This window comes from Bilifractor porci, assembly GCF_009696005.1.
GTDB lineage: Bacteria > Bacillota > Clostridia > Lachnospirales > Lachnospiraceae > Bilifractor > Bilifractor porci.
Genome location: NZ_VUMV01000009.1, coordinates 35,913 through 60,656, shown reverse-complemented (window position 1 = coordinate 60,656; position 24,744 = coordinate 35,913). Strand labels below are relative to the sequence as shown.

Sequence of the window (24,744 nt, the reverse complement as noted above, 5' to 3'; positions counted from 1 at the left end):
TCTTTTTGTTGGCTTCATGTTTTCTCTAATCAGTTCTTTCACTCCTATGGCTTAGTCTGTAATTTTTTAATTAGGAAAAGTAACCCACTTTATTTCACTACTTTTAAGTTAGTGTTTCGGGTATAAAAATATCATCCATTTTTAACCCATATCTACGGCACAGCAATTTGAAAATATTTACAGGTGGAAAGGTTTTTTCAGATTCCCAATTTGAAATGGTGGATATTGCCGTATTATAGCCATTTTTAAGAAGAAATTCTCTCACATCCTCCTGAGTCATTCCTGCATTAACTCTGGCTGCTTTTAGATGAATCATTATGCAGCGCCCTCCTTTCATTGCATATACTACTACTTATAAGTTAGTATTGTCAATATTAAAGTTAGTTTTTCTGTAATTTTTTTGGTAGATTTACTAACTAAAAAGATGTATCATGCTCTCATGAGTAGTCAAATGGAGAGAGAAATCAATGGCAGACGAAGAACTAAGAAAAATTTTTGCAAAAAGATTAAGACATTATTTAGAGTTAAATGGATACAATCAAGCAGATCTCGCACGTTATATGCATGTTACTACCGCAACAACAGCAAAATGGTGTACTGGTCAAACCATGCCAAGAATTGATAAAGTACAAAGTATTTGCAACTGGTTGGGAATTAATAAATCAGATTTACTTGAAAATAATCCCGACCGCTCAAACGTTCTCCGGACTGATGTTCCGTTTGGTCGCTACCGCATCCCTATTCTAACCACTGTAGCTGCTGGCAAGCCTATGTATGCCGAAGAGGATGTTTTGGAATGGATTGACTACGACAAAGACCCCGGAGATCACGTTCGCGCCTGTCGTATTGAAGGAAGCAGTATGATTCCCCGGATTCAGGACGGCGATACAGTCATTTTTGACACCGATTTGGGATGGGAAGACGGTGACGTAATTATTGCCACCGTAAACGGCGATCATGCAACATGCAAGCGTATAAAACGATATGAGGACGGATTGGCGCTGCTATCCGACAATGCCAGCATTGCCCCAATGTATTATTCCCGTCAGGAAATAGAAGAATTGCCTGTGAAAATTGTAGGAAGAGTTACGGAAGTAAGAGGAAAACTGTAAATCAATCCGTAATAGGACGGTTGATAATAATTTCAATTCAAGAGGAGAAGAAAAATGAAAAAGCAAATGGTCCTATTAACACTTACACTTACGTTCTGTCTTACCGGATGTGGAGCATCAAGCGGATCTACCTCTGCAGAATCTACGCCCAAACCTACTGTAGCCGCCACTTCAGTACCGACATCCACACCAGATCCAACAGCTGTAACAACTTCGGAACTGGCTGAAACATCTACCCCAGAGCCAACAATGATATCAACTCCTGAACCAACAGACGCCGCGCTTCCCGAAGGTGCAACAGCCAGCCAGCAACAAGCGCTTCTATCCGCAAAATCTTACTTAGCAATGAGCGGTTTTTCTTATCAGGGCTTGATAGATCAGCTGTCTTCCGATTATGGAGATCAGTTCTCCGTAGAAGATGCTACTTACGCTGCAGATAACTGTGGCGCAGACTGGAATGAACAGGCACTCCGATCTGCAAAAGATTATCTGGATTACAGCGGATTTTCCTATCAGGGGTTAATTGATCAGTTATCTTCTGATTACGGTGATAAATATACCGTAGAACAGGCAACCTACGCGGCAGATAATTGTGGTGCCGATTGGAATGCTGAAGCAGTCGAAGCCGGGCAGAGTTATCTGGATATGGGGGGCTTTTCACGCGATAGCTTAATCGACCAGTTATCTTCTGACTACGGTGACAAATTTACGGTCGATCAGGCAACCTATGCAGCAGATCAGCTCGGACTTTAATCTCTCCTAGATCGTTTTGCGCGGAACCTGGTCGAGTTTCTGACCTATAAGCAGATGACCCAGCGGCATGGCATAGTCGTCGCTATGCCGGCTGGAATTATTTCTGCCTGATTTGTTGATGAATTGCATCACCGTAAAACGGGCATCTGATCTTGCAGCCATGCAACGATCAATACAAGCCCATTATAGAAAACCCGGAAAACGTATCAATCGTTGGGGAAATGATAGGTGTTTATCATAAAACAAAATAATTGATCTAAATGGGTGGGAAATTATGATTAACTTCAATAAAGAATCTGTATGGGATCTGAAACCTACTGATACAAAAAACGTAATAAAAGAAGTGAACGGGCTTCTTGTTGAGGGTGAAACTGTCCTATCTGCATTTAAGACTATTCGAGATCAACTGTTATTTACAAATAAACGGATTATTTCTATTGATGTTCAGGGAATCACCGGGAAAAGAAAATCATTTTCATCTTTGCCATATTCAAAGATACAATTTTTCTCTATTCAAACGGTGGGGTTTGCTGAGATATTTCCAGATTCTGAGCTGGTGATATGGTTTTCAAATGGATTCAAAGCAACATTTGAATTTAAGGGAAACGTTGATATTGGTGCTATAGGGAGAATGATCTCAGAATATGCCCTTGAAAATTAAGATCAATCTGCAACAAGTCGGAAGGGTTACGGATGTAAGGGGAAAGCTGTAAAGGGCTATCAGTCAATTATTTTAAGATTGATTAGAAAAGGGAACAGATTCATGAGTGAATTAACACAAACTCAAGCAGACGCACTGATTGCAATGAAAAAAATTTTCAATGGGCGGAATAGGAAAATTGCAAAATCTGGAGAATCAGGGATATTCGAGCTTTCTGATGAAAAAGGAAAAAACACTTTTTATTTTGATATTGACAGAAGGGGGAAGATAGAATTTAAATGTAAATTTCAAGAAAGATATGAAACTAATGACGTTCTTGTACGATTGGATATTAACTCTCCAGATCATATGAATCCTGATGGTACAAAAGTTGGAAGAAATCACATTCATATATACAGAGAGGGTTATGCAGACCGATGGGCTTATGATATCGACAAATACGGTTTTGAAATCTATAATTCTTTTCAAGAATATTTTTATAGATTTTGTGAATTTTGTAATATTATCGTTCCCGATAATATTCAAATGGTATTGTAGGTGATGCTATGAAAGATTTTAAGTTGCAATATTTAGACTGGTTGAATGCGAATATCCAACAGTCAGAAATACGTGAAGGTGTATACCGGATAACTTTGCCGTATCTGAACCGTAGCAATGATATGATGGATATATACATTCTTGAAAAAAAAGATGGATTTATACTGACAGATGATGGTGCAACTATCCACAATCTTGATCTCGTCGGTGTAAGCCTTTCAAAAGGCCGTAGAAAGGATTTGCTTGACCAGACCCTGCTATCGTTCGGCATCCGGATGGACGAAGAACAGGCGCTTTATACAGAAGCATCACCAGATAATCTTCCGCTTCGAAAACACATGCTTTCTCAGTGTATGCTAAAAATAGATGATTTATTTTTTCTTTCAAAGAGAAATGCAAAATCTGTGTTCGTTGATGATGTACATGATTTCCTTGAAAGCAATGACGTGCGGTATATCCAAGGAGCTTCATTTACGGGAAAAAGCGGTCTCCCGACCATGTACGATTTTAGCATTCCGAAGTCAAAGAAAAGTCCCGAAAGGAACATCAAAGTTGTCAATCATCTTACGAACGACAGCGCCAGAAGTATAATATTCGGTTGGACAGATACGACGGATGCCAGGAATAACGGTGCGAAACTGTTTACATTTATCAATGATGAATCGAGCTCACCGAAAGACGCAATTAACGCCTTAAACCAATATGGAATAACCCCTGTACTTTGGAGCTGCCGAGAAGATTCTGTGAAGCTTCTGGTTGCGTAAAAGTTGCTTTAGGACTAGAAAGCCGCCCAGTGCTGCAACACCGGACGGCAAAGAACGAACAACCGATCAAGGCAATGAAGGGCTGAACATATATATTATACCCTGTCCAGCCTTTCTAATCAATGCAGAAAGGACGTATAGCATTATGAAAGGTGGAACAAGGAAACGCGGGAAAACGTGGTCATATTATTTTGACATGGGAGCCGTGAACGGAAAACGACAAAAGAAGGAAAAAGGAGGTTTCTCCACAAAGAAGGAAGCAGAAGCAGCTCTTGCAGCCGCCCTGAATCAGTACAATACCGCCGGTACGATATTCACACCGTCCGAAATCACCGTTGCCGACTTCCTTGATCTATGGTTTGATCAGTATGTAAAAATGTATTGCAAGTACAATACACAGCTTAATTATGTCAAAATTATAGAATACCATTTGAAGCCGCAATTTGGTTCATATCACCTGAAAGCGCTGACCGCTGCACCTATTCAGGAATATGCAAACGACCTGAAGAAACAGGGTTTTGCAAAATCAACATTAAAGAACATAATTCTGACGTTTTCAGCGGCGTTAAATTATGCAGTTGAACCGCTGAATTATATACAATTTAATCCGGTTGACAGGGTGAAGTTTCCAAAATACGAATACGGGGAAGGAAGGCTGGGGATTCATCATTTTATCCCCCAGGATGATATGAAACGGGTTCTGGAGCGTTTTCCGGAATCCTCTCCGTTCTATGTGCCAATTATGATAGGCTATTATACCGGTGTCCGGATTTCTGAATGTTTTGGTCTTACATGGGACAGAATCGACCTGAAGAATCAAACGATCACTATTGACCGCCAGATTATAAAACGGAATTTTGGTGATGTCCGTGATTCTCTGGATAAAGGCCGTGAAAAAATGGATAAGTCAGAATGGTATTTTCAATCACCAAAAACCGAGACGTCAAAGCGGGTTATCCGATACGGCAAAACGCTTCAGGGCGTATTGCAAGCCGCATACAAAAGCAAGCAGAAGAACCGTATCGAACTGGGATCACATTTCACAGAATACTACTTGAAACCGGAAAAAGACGAAAAGGGAGACACTATTTTCCGCTTGTTCGGTGTTCCGCGAGATGTAGCGGTTTCTCTTGAAAAGGCTGATTTGGTCTGTGTCCGACCCGATGGTTCAGCAATCAGTACAGATTCATTCAAATACGTCTGCCGGATATGCCGGACTGAACTTCATATGGAGTTTAATTATCATTCCTTACGTCACACCCATGCCACCATGCTTCTGGAGGCGGGTGCACCTATCAAAGATGTCCAAAACAGATTAGGGCATGCTGATGTACAGACAACAATTAACCGATATGTGCATGATACTGACAACATGAAGAATGAAACCGTTGAAATCTTTGAACGAATTACAGATTTAGCATGATACTGAATTCAATGCCGCTGAACAAATTGAACGCTCAGCGGCATTTTTATGTCATTTTTGAAATTACGGTGGCAAATCGGTGGCAAATCGCATATTTTAGGCACATCAAAGCCATGAAAATCCTTATTTTATGCGGGTTAAGAGGCACACCGTCTCCACGTGGACGGTCATTCCAAACTGGTCGTAGGGCTTTGCGTAAGCCAGTCGATACCCATTCTCGGTCAGGTATTTTATATCCCTGGACAATGTGGCCGGATCGCAGCTGACATAGATTATTTTTTCGGGAGATATCTGAAGGATTGTTTGCAGCAGTTCGGGGTCGCAGCCCTTTCGGGGCGGATCCACCACGACTACATCTGCGTGGATATTTTTTTGACGAACCAGTTCCGGAACAACCTTCTCTGCTCTTCCCGTAAAGAATTCCGCATGCTGAATATCATTCAGCTCCGCATTTTTTCTGGCATCCTCTATGGCCTGCGGAACAATTTCCACTCCAATAACATGGGCAGCCCGGCGGGCCAGGTACAGGGAGATCGTTCCGATCCCGCAGTACAGATCCAGAACCGTCTCTGTACCGGTCAGTTCTGCCAGATCCAGCACTTTCTCATAGATTTTCTGTGTCTGTTCGTGATTTACCTGGTAAAAGGATTGCGAGGATATCTGATACGTGACAGAAAAGCCGTATTTTTCTGATGTCAGACGGTCAAGCAGATAGGGTTTTCCCCAAATACATTCCGTCCTTTTCCCCAGAATTACATTTGTGTTTTCAGGATTATAGTTAATTGTCAATCCTGTCAGAAAACTGCCTTCCTCAAAAAAGCTGTCGGCTTCTGTGAGTCTGCGTATCAGTTCGTTTTTCCATTCTGTACGCAGTCCTTCCGCTTTTTTCTTTTTTCTTCTTTTTTGAGAATATCCCGGATTTCTGTTGTCTTTTTCCGGAGCTGTGCTGTTTATCACAAGGCATACCAGAATTTCTCCGGTTGCTGTCCCCTTTCGGATCAGCACATGTCGAACCAGCCCGTTTCCGGTTTGTTCGTCATAAGCAGGTATATGAAATTCCTGCATCCATTCCAGAATTACGCGGATAACCGTGGCATTTTCTTTTGCCCCAAGCTGACAATCACTGCAGGGAACAATCCTGTGGGAATGTCCCGCGTAAAATCCCGCCACAGGCTTACCATCTTTACCCGTGCCGACCGGAAACTGGGCTTTATTCCGATACCTTAGTTTTTTCTGCATACCGCTGATCGGCTCAAGAGGAGGCTCCTGGATGCCTCCGATTCTGATCAGATCATCTCTGACTTTTTTCTGCTTCCATGCCAGCTGTGCCTCATATTTCATAAACTGCAGCTGACATCCTCCGCAGCTGTCTGCGCAAGGGCATACCGGAACCACCCGGTCTGGTGAGGCCTTCCGAATTTGTCTCAGTTTTCCGTATCCAAATGTTTTTCCGGCTTTTAGGATAAGTGCCTCTACTTCATCACCGGGAACCGTGCCGGGAACAAAGAGGGTATATCCGTCTGCAGTTTTGCCGATCCCCTCCCCATGGCGTCCCAAATCTGTCACATGCAGGGAAACGGTCTCATTCTTTTTTTCAGAGTGCATTCAAATCTCCCGTCTTTCGGAAATTGGATTCCAGCAGCCGGTTATAACCAAACCATTCACTGTCCGGTTTCTGCGTATTTGTTTTGAAGAGTTCGGTGATAAACTCCAGCCTGGCATCCGCGTTATCCGCCAGGTTCAAGGCAAGAGCCTCCGCAAGCGCCGGCTTTTTGGGAGAACCGAATTCATACTCCCCGTGATGAGCCAGAATGCAGTGTTTGAGATCGGATTCCAATTTCTTCGGGAATCCAGGAATTTCCTTCGCGGCATCATGAATCATCTCTGCGCCGATCATGATATGTCCCAGAAGCTGTCCGTCATCTGTATAATCATTCTCCGGAAAAGCGGAAATTTCCACGGTCTTTCCGATATCATGACAGATTGCCGCTGTCAGAAGCAGGTCCTTGTTTAAGATAGGATAGTATTTTGTAAAATAATAGCAGAGATTCGTGACATACAGCGTATGCTGAAGAAGACCTCCGATAAAGCTGTGGTGAACCGTCTTCGCCGCAGATGCGGTCTTGAACCGGTAGGCAAAGGCCTCATCCTCACGAAAATATTTTTCCAACAGCTTGTGCAGATACGGATTCTCCACCTTGTCCACAAATGTCAGCAGCGCTTTGTACATATCTTCTGTGTTTTTGTCGGATGTCGGGAGATATTCCTTCGGGTCGTATTCCCCTTCTCTGGCTTTTCTTGCCCTCTTCAGAGACATCTGTAGGTTTCCGTTGTACTTTGTAACATCACCGACTACATCCACATATTCCAAGGCATCAAAATCATCAATGCCTGCGGAATCCGGTTCCCATATCTTGGCATCAATGGTACCGGTTTTATCCATGAGGATCACATTGTCATAATTTTTTCCGTTTTTCGTTACCGCCGCCGTCCTTGACTTGCAAAGATAAATTCCGGCAACCTTCATACCCTCATGCATTTCCTGAATATATAACATTTTCTCCCTGTCCTTTTTCTGTCCTTTTTCTGTCCTTTTTCTGTCTTTTTTCTGCTTTTTTCCGGCACTCCGGAAACATGCATTTCTGAAACTGTGCTGATACAACGCTGCGGAGGAATATTTTATGTAACAGTTCTTTCCACATGGATAATAACAGGTTATTGATTCACATCCGCCGCAGCACCATAAAGGAAGTCGAGTATTCTTTCCATAATAGGATGGCAGATAACAGGTTACTGCCTTATCGCCACGGTTACTGCAAAATCAACTTCTGCATAACCTTCTGCTCCCTTTCTCATGGCCTTTATATTCAGCGTATCATTTTCCGCTGAGGCGCTTACAATGTCGGTATAGTCGGAAACCGAACGGATGGTTTTTCCGTTTACCTCAGTAATCACATCATATTCCTTGATTCCAGCAAGCATTGCAGGCGAATCCTCATCGACAGCCGTTACCAGTTCTCCTTCCGGTATGCCTGTTCTGCCGGAAATATCCTGCGTCACCATCTGGCCGGTGATTCCGGTATACGGAATCGGATCATGATTGGTCAATGTTTCCAGCAGGCCGCTGATATCGGATATTGCCAGTGCTGTAACCGTTCCCGTATCTCCCACTTTAAAGTTCTGGCTGATAATTCCTACCACTTTTCCGTAAATGTTCACAAGAACACCGCTGCCGGACGCGCTTCCGATAATATCCGTGGTAATCAGCTTATACTCCCTGTCAGAAGTTTCCGCCGTGTTGCTCACGGATGTGACGATCCCGCAGGAAACCGAATCCCCGTAACCCATAGGACTCCCAAGAGCCAGTACCGGATCAGCCTGGGAAACCAGATAGGAACTGCCCAGGGGGGCCGTCGTGATCCTGGAGTCCGTCGTCGGAGAAACGGAACCGGAGTCCACCGTTACAACCGCAAATCCTGTCGCTGCATCTCTGGAAAGAAAAGCCCCATCCGCAGTCGTGCCGTCAAAAAACGTAATCTGAATAGACTGTACGTTTTCCACTACAGACTGCTGGGTAAGAATATACAGCAGATTGTTATTCCGCGCAATAATCAGACCGGAAACCTGCTGCCGGTTTTCATAATTCTGCCGGAAATAATCCATTTCATTTGTGATGCCCGTCACCTGGACGATCGCGTTCTGCGCCTCCCTGGCGGACGCAATCATATCTCCATATAATTGTCTGAGATTGTCTATGGTCAGAGAATCCGCTGTGGAACCGTCTTCTTCCTGTTTCTGGTCTTGGCCTTCCGATCCCTGGCTGGTTACCGGGGAACTTGATGCGGAACTTTCCTGAGAAGACGACGAAACCGAAGAGACAGAAGAACCAGCCGATGCATCCGATACAGTCTCATTCTCCGGCTCCGGAGTTGGTGTCGTTTCATCTCCTGTTGTTAATACAATCCGCTTGTTTTCCACCTCCAGACCCAGAATTCTGGCCGCTGCAGGCGCAAACGCCGCAAACACAAAAGCCGCGATAATTCCGAATCCGGCGCTGAAAACAACTGTCCAGACAATCCTGAGAATCCATTTCTTTTTGTCAACCGGTTTCTTACGGATCGTCTGTTTGATAAACTTATAATTATTATCCCCTTCGGATACAGCCCGGTCATCTGTGCCGGCTCCGCTGCCCGGTTCTTCTTTTTTCAAATCGTCCATTTTTCCACTCCAAATGAACATTCAAATAAAGGTTCGGTGTTATCTGTTAACGAAGCAAACTGCCCGGAAATGAATAAAAAAGAAAAGCTGATATGAAAAATAGTTTAACACCGATTTATGAATAAATTATGAATATACTGTATAAGTCCAGTTTCGAAGCAAAAGCTTACGGGCCGCTTGCGGACTGGGAAGCTTTCGCTTCAGAAACGACAACAAGTATGAGCATGAAGTGACGCTTTGCGGCACGGAAATGCGAATACTTGTTAGCGATGCGTAAGTTGCGAAGCAACGAAGCAGCGCGGCGGACTTATACATTTATATAGAATACCTCTATAACTCGGAGGTCCAGTTTCGAAGCAAAAGCTTACGGGCCGCTTGCGGACCGGGAAGCTTTCGCTTCAGAAACGACAACAAGTATGAGCATGAAGTGACGCTTTGCGGCACGGAAATGCGAATACTTGTTAGCGATGCGTGAGTTGCGAAGCAACGAAGCAGCGCGGCGGACTTATACATTTATATAGAATACCTCTATAACCCGGAGGTCCAGTTTCGAAGCAAAAGCTTACGGGCCGCTTGCGGACCGGGAAGCTTTCGCTTCAGAAACGACAACAAGTATGAGCATGAAGTGACGCCTCGGCGGCACGAAAATGCGAGTCCTTCTTTCAAGTGCGCCGATTTTAAGGTACAATAGGCATGGCTGCCGAATAATTTTTTGCGGCAGCGTAAAAAGCAGCAAGAAAAAGTAATACAGGAATTGATTTATGAACCAAAAAGCACTTAGAATACTGGAATTTGATAAAATCAGGCAGCAGCTGACGGACTGTGCCACCTCTGACCCAGGAAGAGAAAAATGTCGTTCTCTGTTTCCATCCACAGAGCTGGAGGAAATCCAGAAAATGCAGGCGGAAACCTCTGACGCGCTCAGACGTCTGCTCCGGAACAGCGGCTTCTCCTGCGGAAGTGTCCATGACATCCGTCCGTCTCTGCGGCGGCTGGAAGTCGGGGCTGCCCTGACGGCCAGAGAACTGCTCGATATCGCTTCTCTTCTGGAAAACACTGCCCGTGTAAAGGCATACGGACGCCATGACCGGCAGGATACCCCGGATGATTCCCTGGACTCCGTTTTTGATCTTCTGGAGCCCGTGTCCGCCTTAGCTTCCGACATCCGGAGAGCCATCCTTTCGGAAGATGAAATAGCAGATGACGCAAGCGCCGGACTTCGTCAGGTACGCCGCTCCATGAAAAGCTGCGGTGAGAAAATACACGCCCAGCTGAACAGTATGATTAACGGGAATCTGCGTACCGCCCTGCAGGACGCGGTGATCACCATGAGAGATGGCCGCTACTGCCTGCCTGTCCGCTCTGATTACCGCTCCCAGGTACCTGGCATGATCCACGATCAGTCCTCAACCGGAGCCACACTTTTTATCGAACCTATGTCGGTGGTAAAACTTAATAATGAAATCCGGCAGCTGGAAATACGCGAACAGGAGGAAATTGCCAAGGTTCTTGCCGAACTGAGCGCGGACGCATCTGCTTACACGGAAACACTCCGGTATAACTATGAAAATCTGGCGGAGCTGGACTTTATTTTTGCCAGGGCAAGGCTGGCACTTGTCATGAATGCCACCAGGCCGGAATTTAATACCAACGGGCTGGTCAATCTGCGGAAAGCCCGGCATCCTCTGATTGAAAAGCATAAAGTAGTCCCGATTGACATACGGCTGGGAGATACTTTCGACCTCCTGGTTATTACCGGTCCGAACACGGGCGGAAAAACAGTGTCGCTGAAAACGACAGGACTCCTTACCCTGATGGGCCAGTCCGGCCTGCATATTCCCGCGGGAGACCGCTCCGAGCTTTCTGTCTTTCAGGAAGTTTATGCGGATATCGGTGATGAACAGAGCATCGAGCAGTCCCTCAGCACCTTTTCTTCCCATATGAAGAGCATCGTCTCTTTTCTGGAAAAGGCAGACCGGAATTCCCTGGTGCTCTTCGACGAGCTGGGCGCCGGCACCGATCCGGCAGAGGGTGCGGCACTGGCTATATCGATTCTCTCCTATCTACACCGGAAAGGCGTCCGTACAATGGCCACCACGCATTACAGCGAGCTGAAGGTCTACGCCCTTACTACAGAGGGGGTGGAGAATGCCAGCTGTGAATTTAATATCGAAACACTTCAGCCGACCTACCGTCTGCTGATCGGTGTTCCCGGAAAAAGCAACGCCTTTGCTATCTCTCTGAAGCTTGGCCTTCCGGAATCCATTATCGAGGACGCCAGAAAACAGATCAGCGAGCAGGACGCTTCCTTCGAGGATGTTTTATCCAGTCTGGAAGAGAACCGGATTGCACAGGAACGAAAGGAAGAGGAACTGAAGCGCCTGGAGGAAACCCTGTCCCGGCGCGAGACAGAATTAAAAAACAGGGAAAGGACACTGGAACAGCAGAAGGATCAAATTCTGTCCAGGGCAAATGAAGAGGCACATGCCGTTCTTCAGGATGCAAAAGAATACGCCGATCAGACCATGAAGGAATTCCGGAAATTCGGGAAGGCAGGCGTCAACTCTGCGGAAATGGAACGTAAACGAAACGCCCTCCGGAAACAGATCGATAAAACCGCTTCCCGTACGGGCGTAAAAGCTTCTGAGCCGAAGCAGCCCGGTAAAAAGCCGCGGCCGCAGGATCTTACTCCGGGGACTCCGGTACGGATTCTCAGCATGAATCTGAAGGGAACCGTAAGTACAAGGCCGGATTCCAGGGGCAATCTTTTTGTGCAGTGCGGAATCCTACGCACAAAAGTCCATATGGACGATCTGGAACTGGCGGATGAACCGGAAATCATTACACCGAAGATGACCCGCACCTCTACCGGGAAAATACGGATGAGCAAGTCTGCCTCCGTCAGCTCTGAAATCAATCTTCTCGGCAAGACCGTCGATGAGGCCGTTGCGGAACTGGATAAATATCTGGATGACGCCTACATTGCCCATCTGAAGAGTGTGCGTGTCATCCACGGAAAGGGAACCGGCGCGCTCAGGAAAGGAATTCATAATTATCTGAGAACCCAGAAGCATGTAGCAGACTTCCATTTAGCCGAGTACGGCGAAGGGGATGCCGGCGTTACAATCGTGGAATTCAAACAGTAACAGAGGAACAGGCATCAGAAAAGAACAGGAGCCGGATATGGCAGTAAAACAGAAAATACTCATAATTGACGACGACAACAATATTGCAGAACTGATCTCTCTCTATCTTACAAAGGAATGCTTTGAGTGCATGATCGTAAACGACGGAGAATCCGCGCTGAAGGAATTTGCTTCCTTCCATCCGGATCTGGTTCTTCTCGACCTGATGCTGCCCGGCATGGACGGTTACGAGGTGTGCCGGAAAATCCGCTATAAATCCAACACTCCGATTATCATGCTTTCCGCCAAGGGAGAAGTGTTTGACAAGGTTCTGGGACTGGAAATGGGCGCGGACGACTATATGATAAAGCCTTTCGATTCCAAAGAACTGGTTGCAAGAGTCAAGGCGGTGCTGCGCCGTTTCACGCCGGAACCGACCCCTACCGTTTCTCTTCCCGCATCCGCCCCGGCAAAGATAGCCGAATACCCGGATCTGGTCATCAATCTTACCAACTATTCCGTGACCTATCGTGGAACCACGCTCGACATGCCTCCCAAGGAAATTGAGCTGCTGTATTTTCTTGCTTCGCAGCCCAACCAGGTCTTTACAAGAGAACAGCTTCTGGATCATATCTGGGGATATGAGTACGTGGGAGATACACGGACGGTCGATGTTCACATCAAGAGAATACGGGAAAAAATCAGCGATAACGAGAACTGGTCCATCGCCACGGTCTGGGGTGTAGGTTATAAATTTGAAGTGAAAACTCTGTAAAAAGTTTCCGTCTGAATCTTTTTCACGGCACGGAGATCACGCAATGCATATAAAACTGATCCATAAATTTATACTGATTTTTGCTGTTATCGGGATTGCGGAATTTGTCCTGATATCTACCCTGGGGTCACGTCTCGTCCAGCACCGCCTGGTGGAATCGGAGGGACTGAAGCTGTACAAGGAGGCTGCAAAAATCGCTCAGTCTGATGTACTGACAAATGGAATTGACAAAGATTCGTTCAGCAGCCTGTACCTGAATCTTCATACCCTGGCCGGCTATCAGGACTGTGAAATATGGCTGCTCGGTTCGGACGGAACCATCTATATGAACACAGCCGGAGAATCTGCTACAGATGATTCCGGAGATGCGGAATATCCTGTTCTGGAAGGTTTTGATCCGCTGAAGCTGGGAAGCGGTTATTATACTGTAGGCACCTTTTTTGATTATTACCCGGAAGATCATCTGACCGTTCTCAGCCCGGTTACCGGGAATCTGGACATCCGCGGTTATATTGCCATTCATGAACCCATGAATAATATTTTCACGGACCGCGAGGAGATTCTGGCCATTATTCATCTTCTCAGCATCATCGTCTACATTCTGTTTCTGACCGTTTTTATTCTGTTGTACCTGACAGTCCTCCGCCCTCTGCGGAAAATACAGACAGGAATTCAGGAATACGCGGACGGACGCCTGAATTACAACATCCCGGTAAATTCGCACGATGAGATGGGCAGACTTGCCGCCTCGCTGAATTATATGTCGGATGAGCTGAACAAAAGCGGGGAATATGAGCGGAACTTTATCGCCAACGTTTCTCACGATTTCCGCTCCCCTCTTACGTCCATGAAAGGTTTTGTGGAAGCTATATTAGACGGAACCATCCCGCCGGAGATGCAGGAAAAATATCTTCGCATCGTCCTGGCTGAAACCGAAAGGCTGACCAAGCTGACGAACGGGATTCTCTCCCTCAACCGCATCGACCAGAAACAGAGCAAGCTGAACCTGACCGTCTTTGATATTAACGAAGTAATCCGGGATACCGCGGCAACCTTTGAGGGAATCTGCACACCAAGGCAGATTTCCTTTGACCTTGTCCTGACCGGAGAACAGCTCCTGGTGTCCGCAGATCTGGAAAAAATCCAGCAGGTTCTCTATAACCTGATTGATAATGCCGTAAAATTCAGCAGGGACAGTTCGTCCATCCGGATTGAAACTTCCATCCGTCACGGGAAGGTCCATGTGTCGGTCAGGGACCACGGATGCGGGATTCCTGCCTCGTCTCTGAATAAAATCTGGGAACGCTTCTACAAGACAGATACCTCCAGGGGCAGGGAACGGAAAGGAAACGGTCTGGGGCTTGCCATTGTAAAGGAAATCATCAATCTGCATAACCAGAATATTACGGTTGTCAGCACAGAAGGGGTTGGCACGGAATTTGATTTTACCCTGGAACATGCGGATGATCTGCGCACGGTTGCACAATAACCCCTTGCTATGCAGACCGTTCACAGGCTTATGCCCTTTTCTGTCCTGCAGACGGGCTTTACCGCTTACCGCCAGGGACGGCTGCGCAGCTGTCCGGTCTCCTGCATGTGATCAAACCCATGCTGCCTGAGCGCCTCGTACAAAACAATCGCCACAGAATTTGCCAGGTTCAGCGACCGGATGGTCTCCAGCATAGGAATGCGGATGGCCGTCGCCTGGTTCGCATAGAGGATATCCTCCGGAATGCCGGCACTCTCCTTGCCAAACATAATATAGCAGTTGTCCTCAAAATGTACGTCCGTGTACATCTGCGGCGCCTTGGTTGTCGCGTAATAGATCTTTGAATTCTGCGGAATTTTTTCTGTAAAATCCTGATAGTCAATATATCTGTGCAGATCCAGGCTGCTCCAGTAATCCATCCCTGCCCGCTTGATATATCGGTCCGTCAGATGAAATCCCAGCGGCTCAATCAGGTGCAGGCTGGCACCGGCAGCCACACAGGTTCTCCCGATATTTCCTGTGTTGGACGGAATCTCCGGTTCATGAAGAACAATATTAAAATGTGCCATCGTCAGTTGAACTTCCTTTCCAGCGCCCGGTAGAGTTCATCTGCCTGCGGTCTGTCCAGGTAGCGGATCTCCTCTCCGTTATGAAGAATCCGGTCATTCCCTGCTGTCGTCCGGCCGATCACGGAGGCGTGTATGCCGCCCATTTCCAGCGCATCCGCCAGCTTCTGTCCGTTTTCCGCAATCATCAGCATGGAGCCGCTGGACATAATCTTATAGGGGTTGACATCAAAAAACTCGCAGATTTCCACTGTTTCCTGCCGAATCGGGATTTTCCGCAGATCCGCATCAATTCCAACTTCTCCGGCTTCCCCTATCTCCCAGAGGGCTCCGAAAACCCCTCCCTCTGTAATGTCATGCATACACACGACACCTGTCTGCATGGCAATACGGGCATCCGGAACGACCGAAAGGTATCGGTCAAATTCTCTGGCTGTGTTCACAAAATCCGCGGAAAAACGTTTTTTCAGGGCAGCTTCTCTCTCCTTCGCCAGAATTGTCGTTGCTTCCAGACCGATCCATTTCGTCACTACAAGCTCCTGATCGGGACGGATGTTTTTGGGAGAAAGAAAAACCTCCCGCGGGATTTTACCGACTCCGGTCACCGTGACAAGCGGCTGTCTGACCACGTCCGTGACTTCTGTATGTCCACCGATTATTTCCATGTTCAGCGAGGCACAGGCTGCCTCTGCCTCCTGCATCATACTTCTCAATTCCGGCTCTTCCAGCGTTTCCGGAAGCAGGAACGTAAGCAGAACGCCAATCGGTTCCGCACCTGAAGCGGCAATATCATTTGCCGTCACATGAATACAGTGATTTCCAAGATTCTTTACCGTTCCGGTAATCGGATCTGTGGAAAGAACAATCACTTCTCCGTCACCGGGCGCAATCGCCGCGCAGTCTACGCCGACCGCCGGCCCCGCCAGTACATCATCTCTTCTGTGTTTTACCTGCCTGATTACCGATCGAAGGAGCACAGACTCCGGAAGTTTTCCTGTTTTCATCCTTTTACCCTGTCTTTTCTGTCAAACTGTTTGTTAGTAACTGCAGCGAGGTTTCCGATTCTAAAAATTTCAGATTTTAAAAATCAGGTGCCGCCTGAGTTGCCGGGCGGCACCTGTAATACTGTCCTTTTGTGTTAGCTCTTGCTTTCCATCTGCATAAAAACCGAACCGCCTCCGGCCGCATCGGCTCCCGCCGCGGAATTACTGCTGCGTATCGGTATCCACCGTACTGCCGTTTGCAATGGCACTCTGCAGTTCCGTAAGGCTCTTGTCCGCAATCGCCTGGTTAATCGCCGCAATCGTCGCGCTGGTTGCGTTCTTGGTTCCCGCCGTGTAAGTCGTATCCATCGGCTCATAGGTACTGGTACTGTAAAGATCATTGCTGACCAGCTCGTCTCCATTGTATACCAGCTTGTAAAGCTCCGAATCCAGGCCTTCCTGTCCTCCGGTTACCGCCAGAGAGCCGAAGTCCGCATTCGGATCCGCCTTGTAAGCCACATCATAATCCGTATATTCCAGAATATGGCTGTCATAAACGACTTTTCGTCCGGACTCGCGGTATTCATGCCCATAGATGTTAAAGACAATATTTCCGCTTTCATCCACAGAGCCTTCAATATAGATCGGATAATCTGTACTGTTGACAAACTTCAGATCCATATAATCTTCCGCGATAGCCGCATCCAGTCCCGGTGTGACATAGCTGACCAGGAACGAATGGTTATGTCGCTCTGTAACCTCCAGCTCCGCCTGCAGAACAGCCTGATAAAGCGTTGTGGTAACCTGGCAGACCCCTCCGCCGTACGTCTGTATCACGCCTCCGTCAGCATAGGTACCGCCCAGCTTGAATCCGGTCTCGGCCGTCTGCGGTCCGATCGTATCATTTGCGGAAAATTCTTCTCCGGGATATACCACCGTGCCGTTTATCTTTTCTACCGCAAGAGTGATATTGGTATCCCGGTTTGCCTCGTCCCTGGAATACTGCGTCGTTCCGGTTCCCAGAACATCCGTAACTTCCTTCAGCTGGTCGGTGCTGTCCTCGGCTTGTGTGATATCCGCATCCAGAACAACCCCGCCTTCTCCGCCGTGCCACTCGTTATCCATATAATTTACAACGGTCGCGGCGGCGGCATCCTCGCGGATCTTGCAGCCGTCCTCTTTCTCCGTGATGGAAAAAGTATTGTCTGAATTCTTCTTCAGCCCTGCTTTTTTCGGTTCGCAGTTCAGAACAGACTCGGAATTCTTTACCGCTTCCAGAACCTTGTCCGCGTCTACCGTGAGATCCAGACAGAGAGTGATCGGTCCGTTTTCCGCCATGGAACGATTGGCCAGAAAGCGTTTCAGGGCACTGCCCTTGGTTCCGATGGAGAGTGCTTCCTTTACAATATTGGTATTGCTGTAGGAAAGTCCCAGATCCCCCGCCGTAGTCTCATAGGTATGGCAGCCGCCGTGGAAAACGATTGTGTCCGCGGAAAGTTCTTCCATTTTCTTTTTTACCGCGGCATTGGCCTCGTCCTCAGTCATATCTGTTACATCGATATTTTCAATATAAACCTTACGGGAACTGTCCACAGAGCCAGTTTCCGTACTTTCCTGGCCGGTCTGATCCTGTGCCAGAGACGTTCCTGTGACAGATTCCGCCCCCGACGAAGAAGACACTGCTTCCTCCGAGGCACTGACCGGGACGGCCTGCAGCTCGTCTGCCTGAACCACCACCACCGCCAGCGATACAATCATCATCGCGGCAAGCAGAACGGCTAACACAGCAGCAAACATCCTGCGTCTTTTTTTATCTCTCATTACCAGTCATCCTTTTGTTAAAATTTGTCCAGCCTGAGATTATAGATTTCTTCCACTTCTTTCCGGTAAGGCATAGCCGGAATAGCCCCGCGCTTTTCCACACACAAACCGGCGACAATATTGGCATAGCGCAGAAAATCTCCGGCCTGGCTTTCCGAAATGTCCGCAGGGTTAACATGGAACTCCGCGAACCTGGAAAGAAGTCCGCCCCAGAAGGAATCTCCAGCTCCGGTGGTATCCACCACCTTTCTGGTCTGTGCGGGAGCCTGCACGCAGACTTTATCCGTTACCAGAATAGCGCCGTCCTTCCCTAAGGTAACCACAACGCACTTTACCCCCTGCCGGAGCAGGGCTTCCGCCGCTCCCTTCGGGTCCTCGATATCCGTCAGAAGAGCCGTCTCCTCATCCGACAGTTTCATAATATCCACATATTTGATGACCGAACGCATTCCCTTGACAGCCGCTTCCCTGCTTTTCCACAGAGGCGCGCGGTAATTCGGGTCATAGGAGATAAGCGCGCCATACTGTTTCGCGTGTTCTACCGCGTAAATCGTAGCGCTCCGGGCCGGCTCATCCGTCAGCGAGAGCGAGCCGAAATGAAAAATCCTGGTGTTCTTCAGGATTTCCAGATTTACCTCTTCCTCTCGAAGCTGCGTGTCTGCGCCGGGCTTCCTGGCAAATGAAAAATTACGCTCCCCGTCTGTAAGGGTTACAAATGCCAGCGTAGTAAAAACGTTCGGATCTGCGATAAGGCCGGACGTATCCACATCATTCTCCTCCAGCGTTTTTTTCAGAAGAGCTCCGTGCATATCGTCGCCAACCTTGCCGATAAAGGCCGCCTTCTGCCCGAGACGGCTGACCGAGACAAGCACATTAGCCGGAGCACCTCCCGGATTCTGCTCAAACAGCTGCCTTCCTGCTTCACTGGTTCCGCAAGGCGTAAAATCAATCAATAATTCCCCTAATGCAGTAATATCAAACATAGCCAAACACTCCTTCTGGATTTTTAAGCTGTAATCAGTCTCATTTCAACAATCATCATATCATAGGAAAGCTGACACGTCAAAACAAATTGCGAACAATTCCTGAAATATTCTAAGCAGCAGAACACCTGCATCGGAAGCGCTGTCACTCCATCTCTTCCGGTATTCCGAACATAACCGCGCTGATGCCGATCCGGTTGTGGCAGAGCTTTTCACATCTTCCGCATCGGATGCATTCATCCGCTGTGTGTGCCAGGCTGTGATACTCCTCCAGCGCCTCCGTCTCTTCCCCGCGCAGAAACCGATTATAAATCCGAAAAATCTCCGGAATATTTAACTCCGCCGCACAGGGCAGACAATCGCAGCACCCGTCACAAGGGATCTGATATAATGCCATGACAAGCTTTCTCCTGTAAAAAAGCGCCGACCGAGTCGGCCGCAGGACCGACGAGACTTCGAACCTTCGAATATCCGGCCGAACTCGGTTTATGCAAAAGGGGGCAGCTCACTGAGTTTCCCTTCTGGCATAAAAAAGCGCGAGACGGCGCGGTGTGCCGGTGGCACACGCTGCGCAGCAGCAGCGCCGACCGAGTCGGCCGCAGGACCGACGAGACTTCGAACCTTCAAATATCCGGCCGGACTCGGTTTATGCAAAAGGGGGCAGCTCACAGAGTTTCCTTTCTGCATAAAAAAGCGCGAGACGGCGCGGTGTGCCGGTGGCACACGCTGCGCAGCAGCAGCGCCGACCGAGTCGGCCGCAGGACCGACGAGACTTCGAACCTTCGAATATCCGGCCGGACTCGGTTTATGCGAAAGGGGGCAGCTCACTGAGCAGCCCCCTTTCGCATAAAAAAGAGCGCGAGACGGGATTCGAACCCGCGACCCCAACCTTGGCAAGGTTGTACTCCACCCCTGAGCCACTCGCGCAAATAATCAGCCAGACATCTGACTGATAAAGCAAATTCTACAATAGAGCCGTATATTTGTCAACCGGAGATTTTCAGTCCCACTCCGCGATTTCATCCTTTCCATCCCGAAGCATAAGGTTTTTCACTGCCTCCTGCGCAGGGTAATCTTCAAACAGGACGCGATTGACGGCTTCTATGATCGGCATCTCCACCTGGTACTCCCTGGCCAGCTTTAATCCGGCTTTTGCGGAGTATACTCCCTCGACCACCTGGCGCACTTCTTGCATAGCCTCTTCCATGCTCTTCCCCTGCCCCATCAGGTACCCGGCCCTGCGGTTCCGACTATGGGCACTGGCGCAGGTCACAATCAGGTCCCCGATTCCGGACAGGCCGTACAGTGTCTCCATGTGAACCCCCATGCTGCTTCCCAATCTTGCGATCTCCGCGCTTCCCCTGGTGATCAGCGCTGCCTTGGTATTATCTCCATAACCCATCCCGTCCGCGATTCCGGCGGCAAGGGCGATCACGTTTTTCAGCGCTGCTCCCATCTGGATTCCCGGAAGATCCGAACTGGTATAGACGCGGAAAACCGGCGACATAAAAACCATCTGTACCATATCCGCAGCCTTCTTATCCCTCGCCCCTGCCACAATAGCAGTCGGAAGCCCCCGTCCGACCTCCTCCGCATGGCTTGGCCCGGAGAGTACTGCCACATTTGCCTGGGGGATTTCCTCCTCAATGATGTCTGTCATATAATCCAGCGTATCCTCTTCGATGCCCTTGGAGGCGCTTACAATCAGCTGACCGAACCGGATGTACTCTTTCATCTTCTTGGCCGTGCTCCGAACTGCCGGCGACGGAACCGCAAGAACAAGGATGTCCTTATCCCGGCAGGTCTCCTGCAGATCCGACGTAAAAATCATGTTTTCCGGAAGAATGACACCCGGCAGTTTATCCGTATTCTCGTGATGTTCCCGGAACATTCTTGTCATTTCTTCTTTATGGGACCAGACCTCTACTTCATGCCCGTTATTCGCCAGCAGCCACGCCAGGGCTGTCCCCCAGCTGCCGGATCCGATCATCCCTACTCTGACCATGTTTCTTTCTCCTGTTGTTCTGATTCAGTGACGCCCTTTTTCCTCTTCTTTTCTGCGCAGATACGTTTTTCTCTCATTTCTGTGTGCCAGCCTGTGAATATTGCCCCTGTGTCCGTAATAGGCAAGAACCGTCAGGGCAGTAACAAGCACCAGCAGCTCCGCACGCGGTCCCCCTGTCAGCCCGTAGTCTCCCATCAGCGTAAAAATCCAGATTCCGACACAAAAGGCTGTATAGGCCAGCAGCGATGCCAGCGATACAATATGCGTTGTAAAAAAGATGACAAAAAACAGTCCGATAACCACAACAATCAGCCGGATATCTCCAAATGCTATGACTATTCCAGCCGTCGCCGCGACACCCTTTCCGCCCTTAAAATGCAGATAGAACGGATAATCATGTCCCAGCACGACCCCTGCCGCCGTATACATTTTCAGAAGCGGAACCAGTTCCGGGTAAGCATTCCGGAAAACCAGCCACGTGACAAGCACGGCCAGAATACACTTCAGGATATCCCCCGCCATGGTAACCAGTCCTGCCTTCAGTCCGAGGGAACGGAGGGCATTGGTCGTGCCCGCATTTCCGCTTCCCATCGTGCGGATGTCAACACCCCTTCTTTTTCCGTAGAAATAGCCTGTCTGAAAAAGGCCGAAGCAGTATCCGATAATCAGGCACAAAACTCTGGCAGTCATGATTCCCCGTTCTCCTGTCTCTCCCGAATAATAAAATGAATGGCCGTACCCTGAAAGCCGAAAGAATCCCGAATTCTGTTCTCCAGGTATCTCTGATAGGAAAAATGCATCAGCTTTCTGTCATTCACAAATATCACAAATGTCGGCGGCTTGATGGAAACCTGCGTCATGTAGAAAATTTTCAGCCGTCTTCCCTTATCCGACGGCGGCTGCTGCATGGCAATGGCCTCTGTAAGAATTTCATTCAGCACACCGGTCGGAACCCGCAGCGACTGGCTCTCCAGCACCTGATCGACGGCATCAAACAGCTTATTCAGCCGCTGTCCGGTTTTTGCGGAAATATAAAGCATCTCCGCATATGGGGCAAAAGACAGCACCGACCGTATTTTTTCCGTATACGTTTTCATGGTACTGTTATCTTTTTCCACGAGATCCCATTTATTTACCGCAATGATAAGCCCCTTTCCCCTGTCATGGGCAATCCCGGCAATCTTTGCGTCCTGCTCTGTGATCCCTTCCGCGGCGTCAATCATCAGTACGGCTACATCGCACCTTTCCACCGCCGAAACTGTCCGGATGATACTGTACCGCTCGATATCCTCTTTGATTTTACTCTTTCTGCGAAGGCCTGCAGTATCAATAAAAATGTAATCCTTCCCGTTTCTTGTAATGGTAGTATCCACCGCATCACGTGTGGTGCCGGGAATATCCGAGACAATGACCCTGTTTTCTCCCAGCAGCTTATTTATAATAGAAGATTTTCCAACATTCGGTTTCCCGACAATGGCTATTTTCGGAATTTCACTGTCCTCTTCCTCTCCGCTGTGTTCCGGAAAATGGCTGACGACAGCATCCAGCAGATCCCCGATTCCCTGTTTTCCCTCCGCGGAAATGGGAAACGGCTCTCCGATCCCCAGATTATAGAATTCATACACGTCCATCTGCTGGCTCTTATAATTATCCACCTTATTGACGGCAAGAACCACCGGACGACGGCTCTTCCTCAGCATATCCGCAACCTGTGAATCCGCGTCCGTCAATCCCTGACGGACATCCGTGATAAAAATAATCACATCCGCCGAATCAATGGCGATCTGCGCCTGTTCCCGCATCTGGGAAAGGATGATATCCTGACTGTCCGGCTCAATACCTCCGGTATCAATAATGGTAAAATCCCTGTCCAGCCAGGAAACATCCGCGTAAATACGGTCCCTGGTCACACCCGGCGTATCCTTTACAATGGATATCATTTCGCCTGCCAGTGCGTTAAACAGGGTGGATTTCCCCACATTAGGTCTCCCCACAATAGCCACAATCGGCTTGCTCATAGCTTTGCCTCCTTTTATGATTCTGTCCGCTTTCCTCTCCCAGCAAAGCTTTTACGAATGCCTGCCCGGACGGATCTACAACCCGGACCGGTATTCCCAGCTCTTTCTCCACCTGCGATACCGAAATATCGTCCAGAAAAATTTCTTCTCCCGCACGAAGCATATTGGCAGGAATAAGAAGTTCTTCTCCCAGTTTCTTTTCTTTTAACTGCGCAATCAGATCCTGTCCGGTAACCAGCCCGGACACCGTAATCCTCTCTCCGAAAAAATCATTATGGATTGGATATACGCGGATATCCAGTCCCTCGTATTTCTCCGCTGTTTTCTCTGCCAGTTTCCGAATGTACGGAGCAGGCAGTTCTCCGGTTGCAATCGACGCAGATCTGCGGCAGATTTTCCCCTTACGGCCGGAGAGCTCCTCCTCCGCCTCTGTCTGCAGGAGCCGAAGCATGCCTACACCGTTCTCCAGCTGAAGATAACCGTCATACCTCTCCTCTTCGGGAAACGGCCTTCCGGCCAGAAGATACCATTCATCGGACGCGTGAACAAAATGAAGCCCCCATTGGGGGAAAAGTTTCTTCTGCCAGCCCTCGATCTGGTCCAGGACCGCCTCCGCGTCCTCCCTGGCAAACGGTTCCAGGGGATAAAGGCCGTCGCGAAACCTGGAGAGTCCTACAGGAACTACGGAAACGCTTTTCAGATTCGGAAGAAACTCCAGAAGGTCACGGATGGATCTCTCCAATTCCGGTCCGTCGTTGATTCCTTTGCAGAGAACAATCTGTCCGTTCATAAGAATCCCGGCGTCCGAAAGAAGCCTCACCTTCTCCAGAACATCCCCCGCGTGGCGGTTGTTCAGCATTTTGCACCGCAGTTCCGGGTTGGTTGTCTGAAAGGAAATATTGATCGGTTCCATCCTGTACCGGATAATCCGCCGGATATCATCCGCGGACATATTGGTCAGCGTGACATAATTTCCCTGAAGGAAAGACAGGCGCGAGTCATCGTCCTTAAAATACAGCGTTTTCCTCATCCCCGGAGGCATCTGGTCAATAAAGCAGAAAATACAGCGGTTCCGGCAGGACTGGTATTCGTCCATGAGGCTGTTTTCAAAAGTGATGCCCAGATCCTCATCCTCGTCTTTTTCAATTTCCAGTTCCCATTCTTCCCCGTTTTTTTTCCGTATCAGAACAGTAATCTGTTCCTCTTCCACCAGAAACTGATAGTCAAAAATATCCTGTATCTCCCGGCCGTTAATTTCCAGGACTTCATCTCCGGGTTCCATATTCATTTCTTCCGCAATGCTTCCCGGTTCTACCGCCCGGATCAGATGTCTGCTTCTGGTCATATTTTCCTCCGTATATACCTGAATTATCATAGCAAGATAACCTGTAAAAAGCAAGGAAGCAACATTGACACTGCAGGGATGAATTGCTATTATTTTCGTGTAAGTCCGGTAACAATAATTTAACTTCTGGACTGTTTTTATTTACAGCCATCCTGTTTTTCCGGCT

Annotated in this window: 22 protein-coding genes and 1 tRNA gene; 9 read left to right on the top strand and 14 right to left on the bottom strand. The window is 48.2% G+C overall.

Annotated features, from left to right (window positions below):
- Positions 1-103: 103 nt before the first annotated feature.
- The gene (locus FYJ60_RS11150; protein WP_205839082.1) at positions 104-316 is read right to left on the bottom strand and encodes a helix-turn-helix transcriptional regulator; all 213 of its coding nucleotides are present in this window, start codon (positions 314-316) and stop codon (positions 104-106) included.
- Positions 317-467: 151 nt separating this feature from the next.
- Here FYJ60_RS11150 and FYJ60_RS11145 point away from each other — a divergent pair, with 151 nt between their 5' ends.
- The 6 genes from FYJ60_RS11145 to FYJ60_RS11120 all read left to right on the top strand — a co-directional run bounded on the left by FYJ60_RS11145 (position 468) and on the right by FYJ60_RS11120 (position 5,250).
- Positions 468-1,112: a LexA family protein gene (locus tag FYJ60_RS11145; protein ID WP_154458755.1), complete on the top strand. Its 645-nt coding sequence runs from the start codon at positions 468-470 to the stop codon at positions 1,110-1,112.
- A gap of 54 nt (positions 1,113-1,166) precedes the next feature.
- The gene (locus FYJ60_RS11140) at positions 1,167-1,865 is read left to right on the top strand and encodes an Ltp family lipoprotein (RefSeq protein WP_154458754.1); all 699 of its coding nucleotides are present in this window, start codon (positions 1,167-1,169) and stop codon (positions 1,863-1,865) included.
- Between the two features lie 274 nt (positions 1,866-2,139).
- Positions 2,140-2,526, top strand: coding sequence for a PH domain-containing protein (locus FYJ60_RS11135; RefSeq protein WP_154458753.1), 387 nt, complete (start codon positions 2,140-2,142; stop codon positions 2,524-2,526).
- 102 nt (positions 2,527-2,628) lie between these two features.
- Positions 2,629-3,063 (top strand): DUF6978 family protein, encoded by a 435-nt coding sequence (locus FYJ60_RS11130; protein ID WP_154458752.1) that lies wholly within the window; start codon positions 2,629-2,631, stop codon positions 3,061-3,063.
- Positions 3,064-3,071: 8 nt separating this feature from the next.
- Positions 3,072-3,827 carry a DUF1829 domain-containing protein gene (locus FYJ60_RS11125; RefSeq protein WP_154458751.1) on the top strand — a complete coding sequence of 252 codons (756 nt, stop codon included), beginning with the start codon at positions 3,072-3,074 and terminating at the stop codon, positions 3,825-3,827.
- Between the two features lie 145 nt (positions 3,828-3,972).
- Positions 3,973-5,250 (top strand): tyrosine-type recombinase/integrase, encoded by a 1,278-nt coding sequence (locus tag FYJ60_RS11120; RefSeq protein WP_154458750.1) that lies wholly within the window; start codon positions 3,973-3,975, stop codon positions 5,248-5,250.
- Positions 5,251-5,373: 123 nt separating this feature from the next.
- Here FYJ60_RS11120 and rlmD read toward each other — a convergent pair whose 3' ends face one another.
- From rlmD to FYJ60_RS11105, 3 genes are all read right to left on the bottom strand, one after another.
- Entirely contained in the window at positions 5,374-6,855 is a 1,482-nt protein-coding gene (gene rlmD / locus FYJ60_RS11115) for a 23S rRNA (uracil(1939)-C(5))-methyltransferase RlmD (RefSeq protein WP_154458749.1), read from the bottom strand.
- On the bottom strand, positions 6,845-7,807 hold the full coding sequence (locus tag FYJ60_RS11110) for a 3'-5' exoribonuclease YhaM family protein (RefSeq protein WP_154458748.1): 963 nt from the start codon (positions 7,805-7,807) through the stop codon (positions 6,845-6,847). Before FYJ60_RS11110 ends, rlmD begins: the two co-directional genes overlap by 11 nt.
- Before the next feature lie 233 nt (positions 7,808-8,040).
- Positions 8,041-9,468, bottom strand: coding sequence for a S1C family serine protease (locus FYJ60_RS11105; protein ID WP_205839081.1), 1,428 nt, complete (start codon positions 9,466-9,468; stop codon positions 8,041-8,043).
- A 761-nt stretch (positions 9,469-10,229) separates the two neighbouring features.
- Here FYJ60_RS11105 and FYJ60_RS11100 point away from each other — a divergent pair.
- Genes FYJ60_RS11100 through FYJ60_RS11090 form a run of 3 tightly spaced genes read left to right on the top strand, consistent with a single transcriptional unit; the run spans position 10,230 to position 14,857 of the window.
- The gene (locus FYJ60_RS11100; RefSeq protein WP_154458746.1) at positions 10,230-12,614 is read left to right on the top strand and encodes an endonuclease MutS2; all 2,385 of its coding nucleotides are present in this window, start codon (positions 10,230-10,232) and stop codon (positions 12,612-12,614) included.
- Positions 12,615-12,651: 37 nt separating this feature from the next.
- A complete protein-coding gene (locus tag FYJ60_RS11095; protein ID WP_154458745.1) occupies positions 12,652-13,368 on the top strand; it encodes a response regulator transcription factor in 717 nt (238 codons plus the stop codon).
- A gap of 43 nt (positions 13,369-13,411) precedes the next feature.
- Positions 13,412-14,857 carry a sensor histidine kinase gene (locus FYJ60_RS11090; protein WP_154458744.1) on the top strand — a complete coding sequence of 482 codons (1,446 nt, stop codon included), beginning with the start codon at positions 13,412-13,414 and terminating at the stop codon, positions 14,855-14,857.
- A 65-nt stretch (positions 14,858-14,922) separates the two neighbouring features.
- Here the strand turns inward: FYJ60_RS11090 and FYJ60_RS11085 are convergent, their stop codons facing one another.
- The 10 genes from FYJ60_RS11085 to FYJ60_RS11040 form a co-directional block, all read right to left on the bottom strand.
- Positions 14,923-15,426, bottom strand: coding sequence for a tRNA (cytidine(34)-2'-O)-methyltransferase (locus tag FYJ60_RS11085; RefSeq protein WP_154458743.1), 504 nt, complete (start codon positions 15,424-15,426; stop codon positions 14,923-14,925).
- Positions 15,427-15,428: 2 nt separating this feature from the next.
- A complete protein-coding gene (locus FYJ60_RS11080; protein WP_154458742.1) occupies positions 15,429-16,427 on the bottom strand; it encodes an AIR synthase family protein in 999 nt (332 codons plus the stop codon).
- 201 nt (positions 16,428-16,628) lie between these two features.
- Positions 16,629-18,227: a VanW family protein gene (locus FYJ60_RS11075; protein WP_154458741.1), complete on the bottom strand. Its 1,599-nt coding sequence runs from the start codon at positions 18,225-18,227 to the stop codon at positions 16,629-16,631.
- A 17-nt stretch (positions 18,228-18,244) separates the two neighbouring features.
- Entirely contained in the window at positions 18,245-19,210 is a 966-nt protein-coding gene (locus FYJ60_RS11070; RefSeq protein WP_154458740.1) for a PfkB family carbohydrate kinase, read from the bottom strand.
- 145 nt (positions 19,211-19,355) lie between these two features.
- A complete protein-coding gene (locus tag FYJ60_RS11065; RefSeq protein WP_154458739.1) occupies positions 19,356-19,607 on the bottom strand; it encodes a 4Fe-4S dicluster domain-containing protein in 252 nt (83 codons plus the stop codon).
- Positions 19,608-20,065: 458 nt separating this feature from the next.
- A tRNA-Gly gene (locus FYJ60_RS11060) sits at positions 20,066-20,137 on the bottom strand.
- 73 nt (positions 20,138-20,210) lie between these two features.
- Positions 20,211-21,215: an NAD(P)H-dependent glycerol-3-phosphate dehydrogenase gene (locus FYJ60_RS11055; protein WP_154458738.1), complete on the bottom strand. Its 1,005-nt coding sequence runs from the start codon at positions 21,213-21,215 to the stop codon at positions 20,211-20,213.
- Positions 21,216-21,239: 24 nt separating this feature from the next.
- The gene (gene plsY / locus FYJ60_RS11050; RefSeq protein WP_154458737.1) at positions 21,240-21,905 is read right to left on the bottom strand and encodes a glycerol-3-phosphate 1-O-acyltransferase PlsY; all 666 of its coding nucleotides are present in this window, start codon (positions 21,903-21,905) and stop codon (positions 21,240-21,242) included.
- On the bottom strand, positions 21,902-23,233 hold the full coding sequence (gene der, locus FYJ60_RS11045; protein ID WP_154458736.1) for a ribosome biogenesis GTPase Der: 1,332 nt from the start codon (positions 23,231-23,233) through the stop codon (positions 21,902-21,904). Before der ends, plsY begins: the two co-directional genes overlap by 4 nt.
- Entirely contained in the window at positions 23,196-24,578 is a 1,383-nt protein-coding gene (locus FYJ60_RS11040) for a DUF512 domain-containing protein (protein WP_154458735.1), read from the bottom strand. Before FYJ60_RS11040 ends, der begins: the two co-directional genes overlap by 38 nt.
- Between the last annotated feature and the right edge of the window lie 166 nt (positions 24,579-24,744).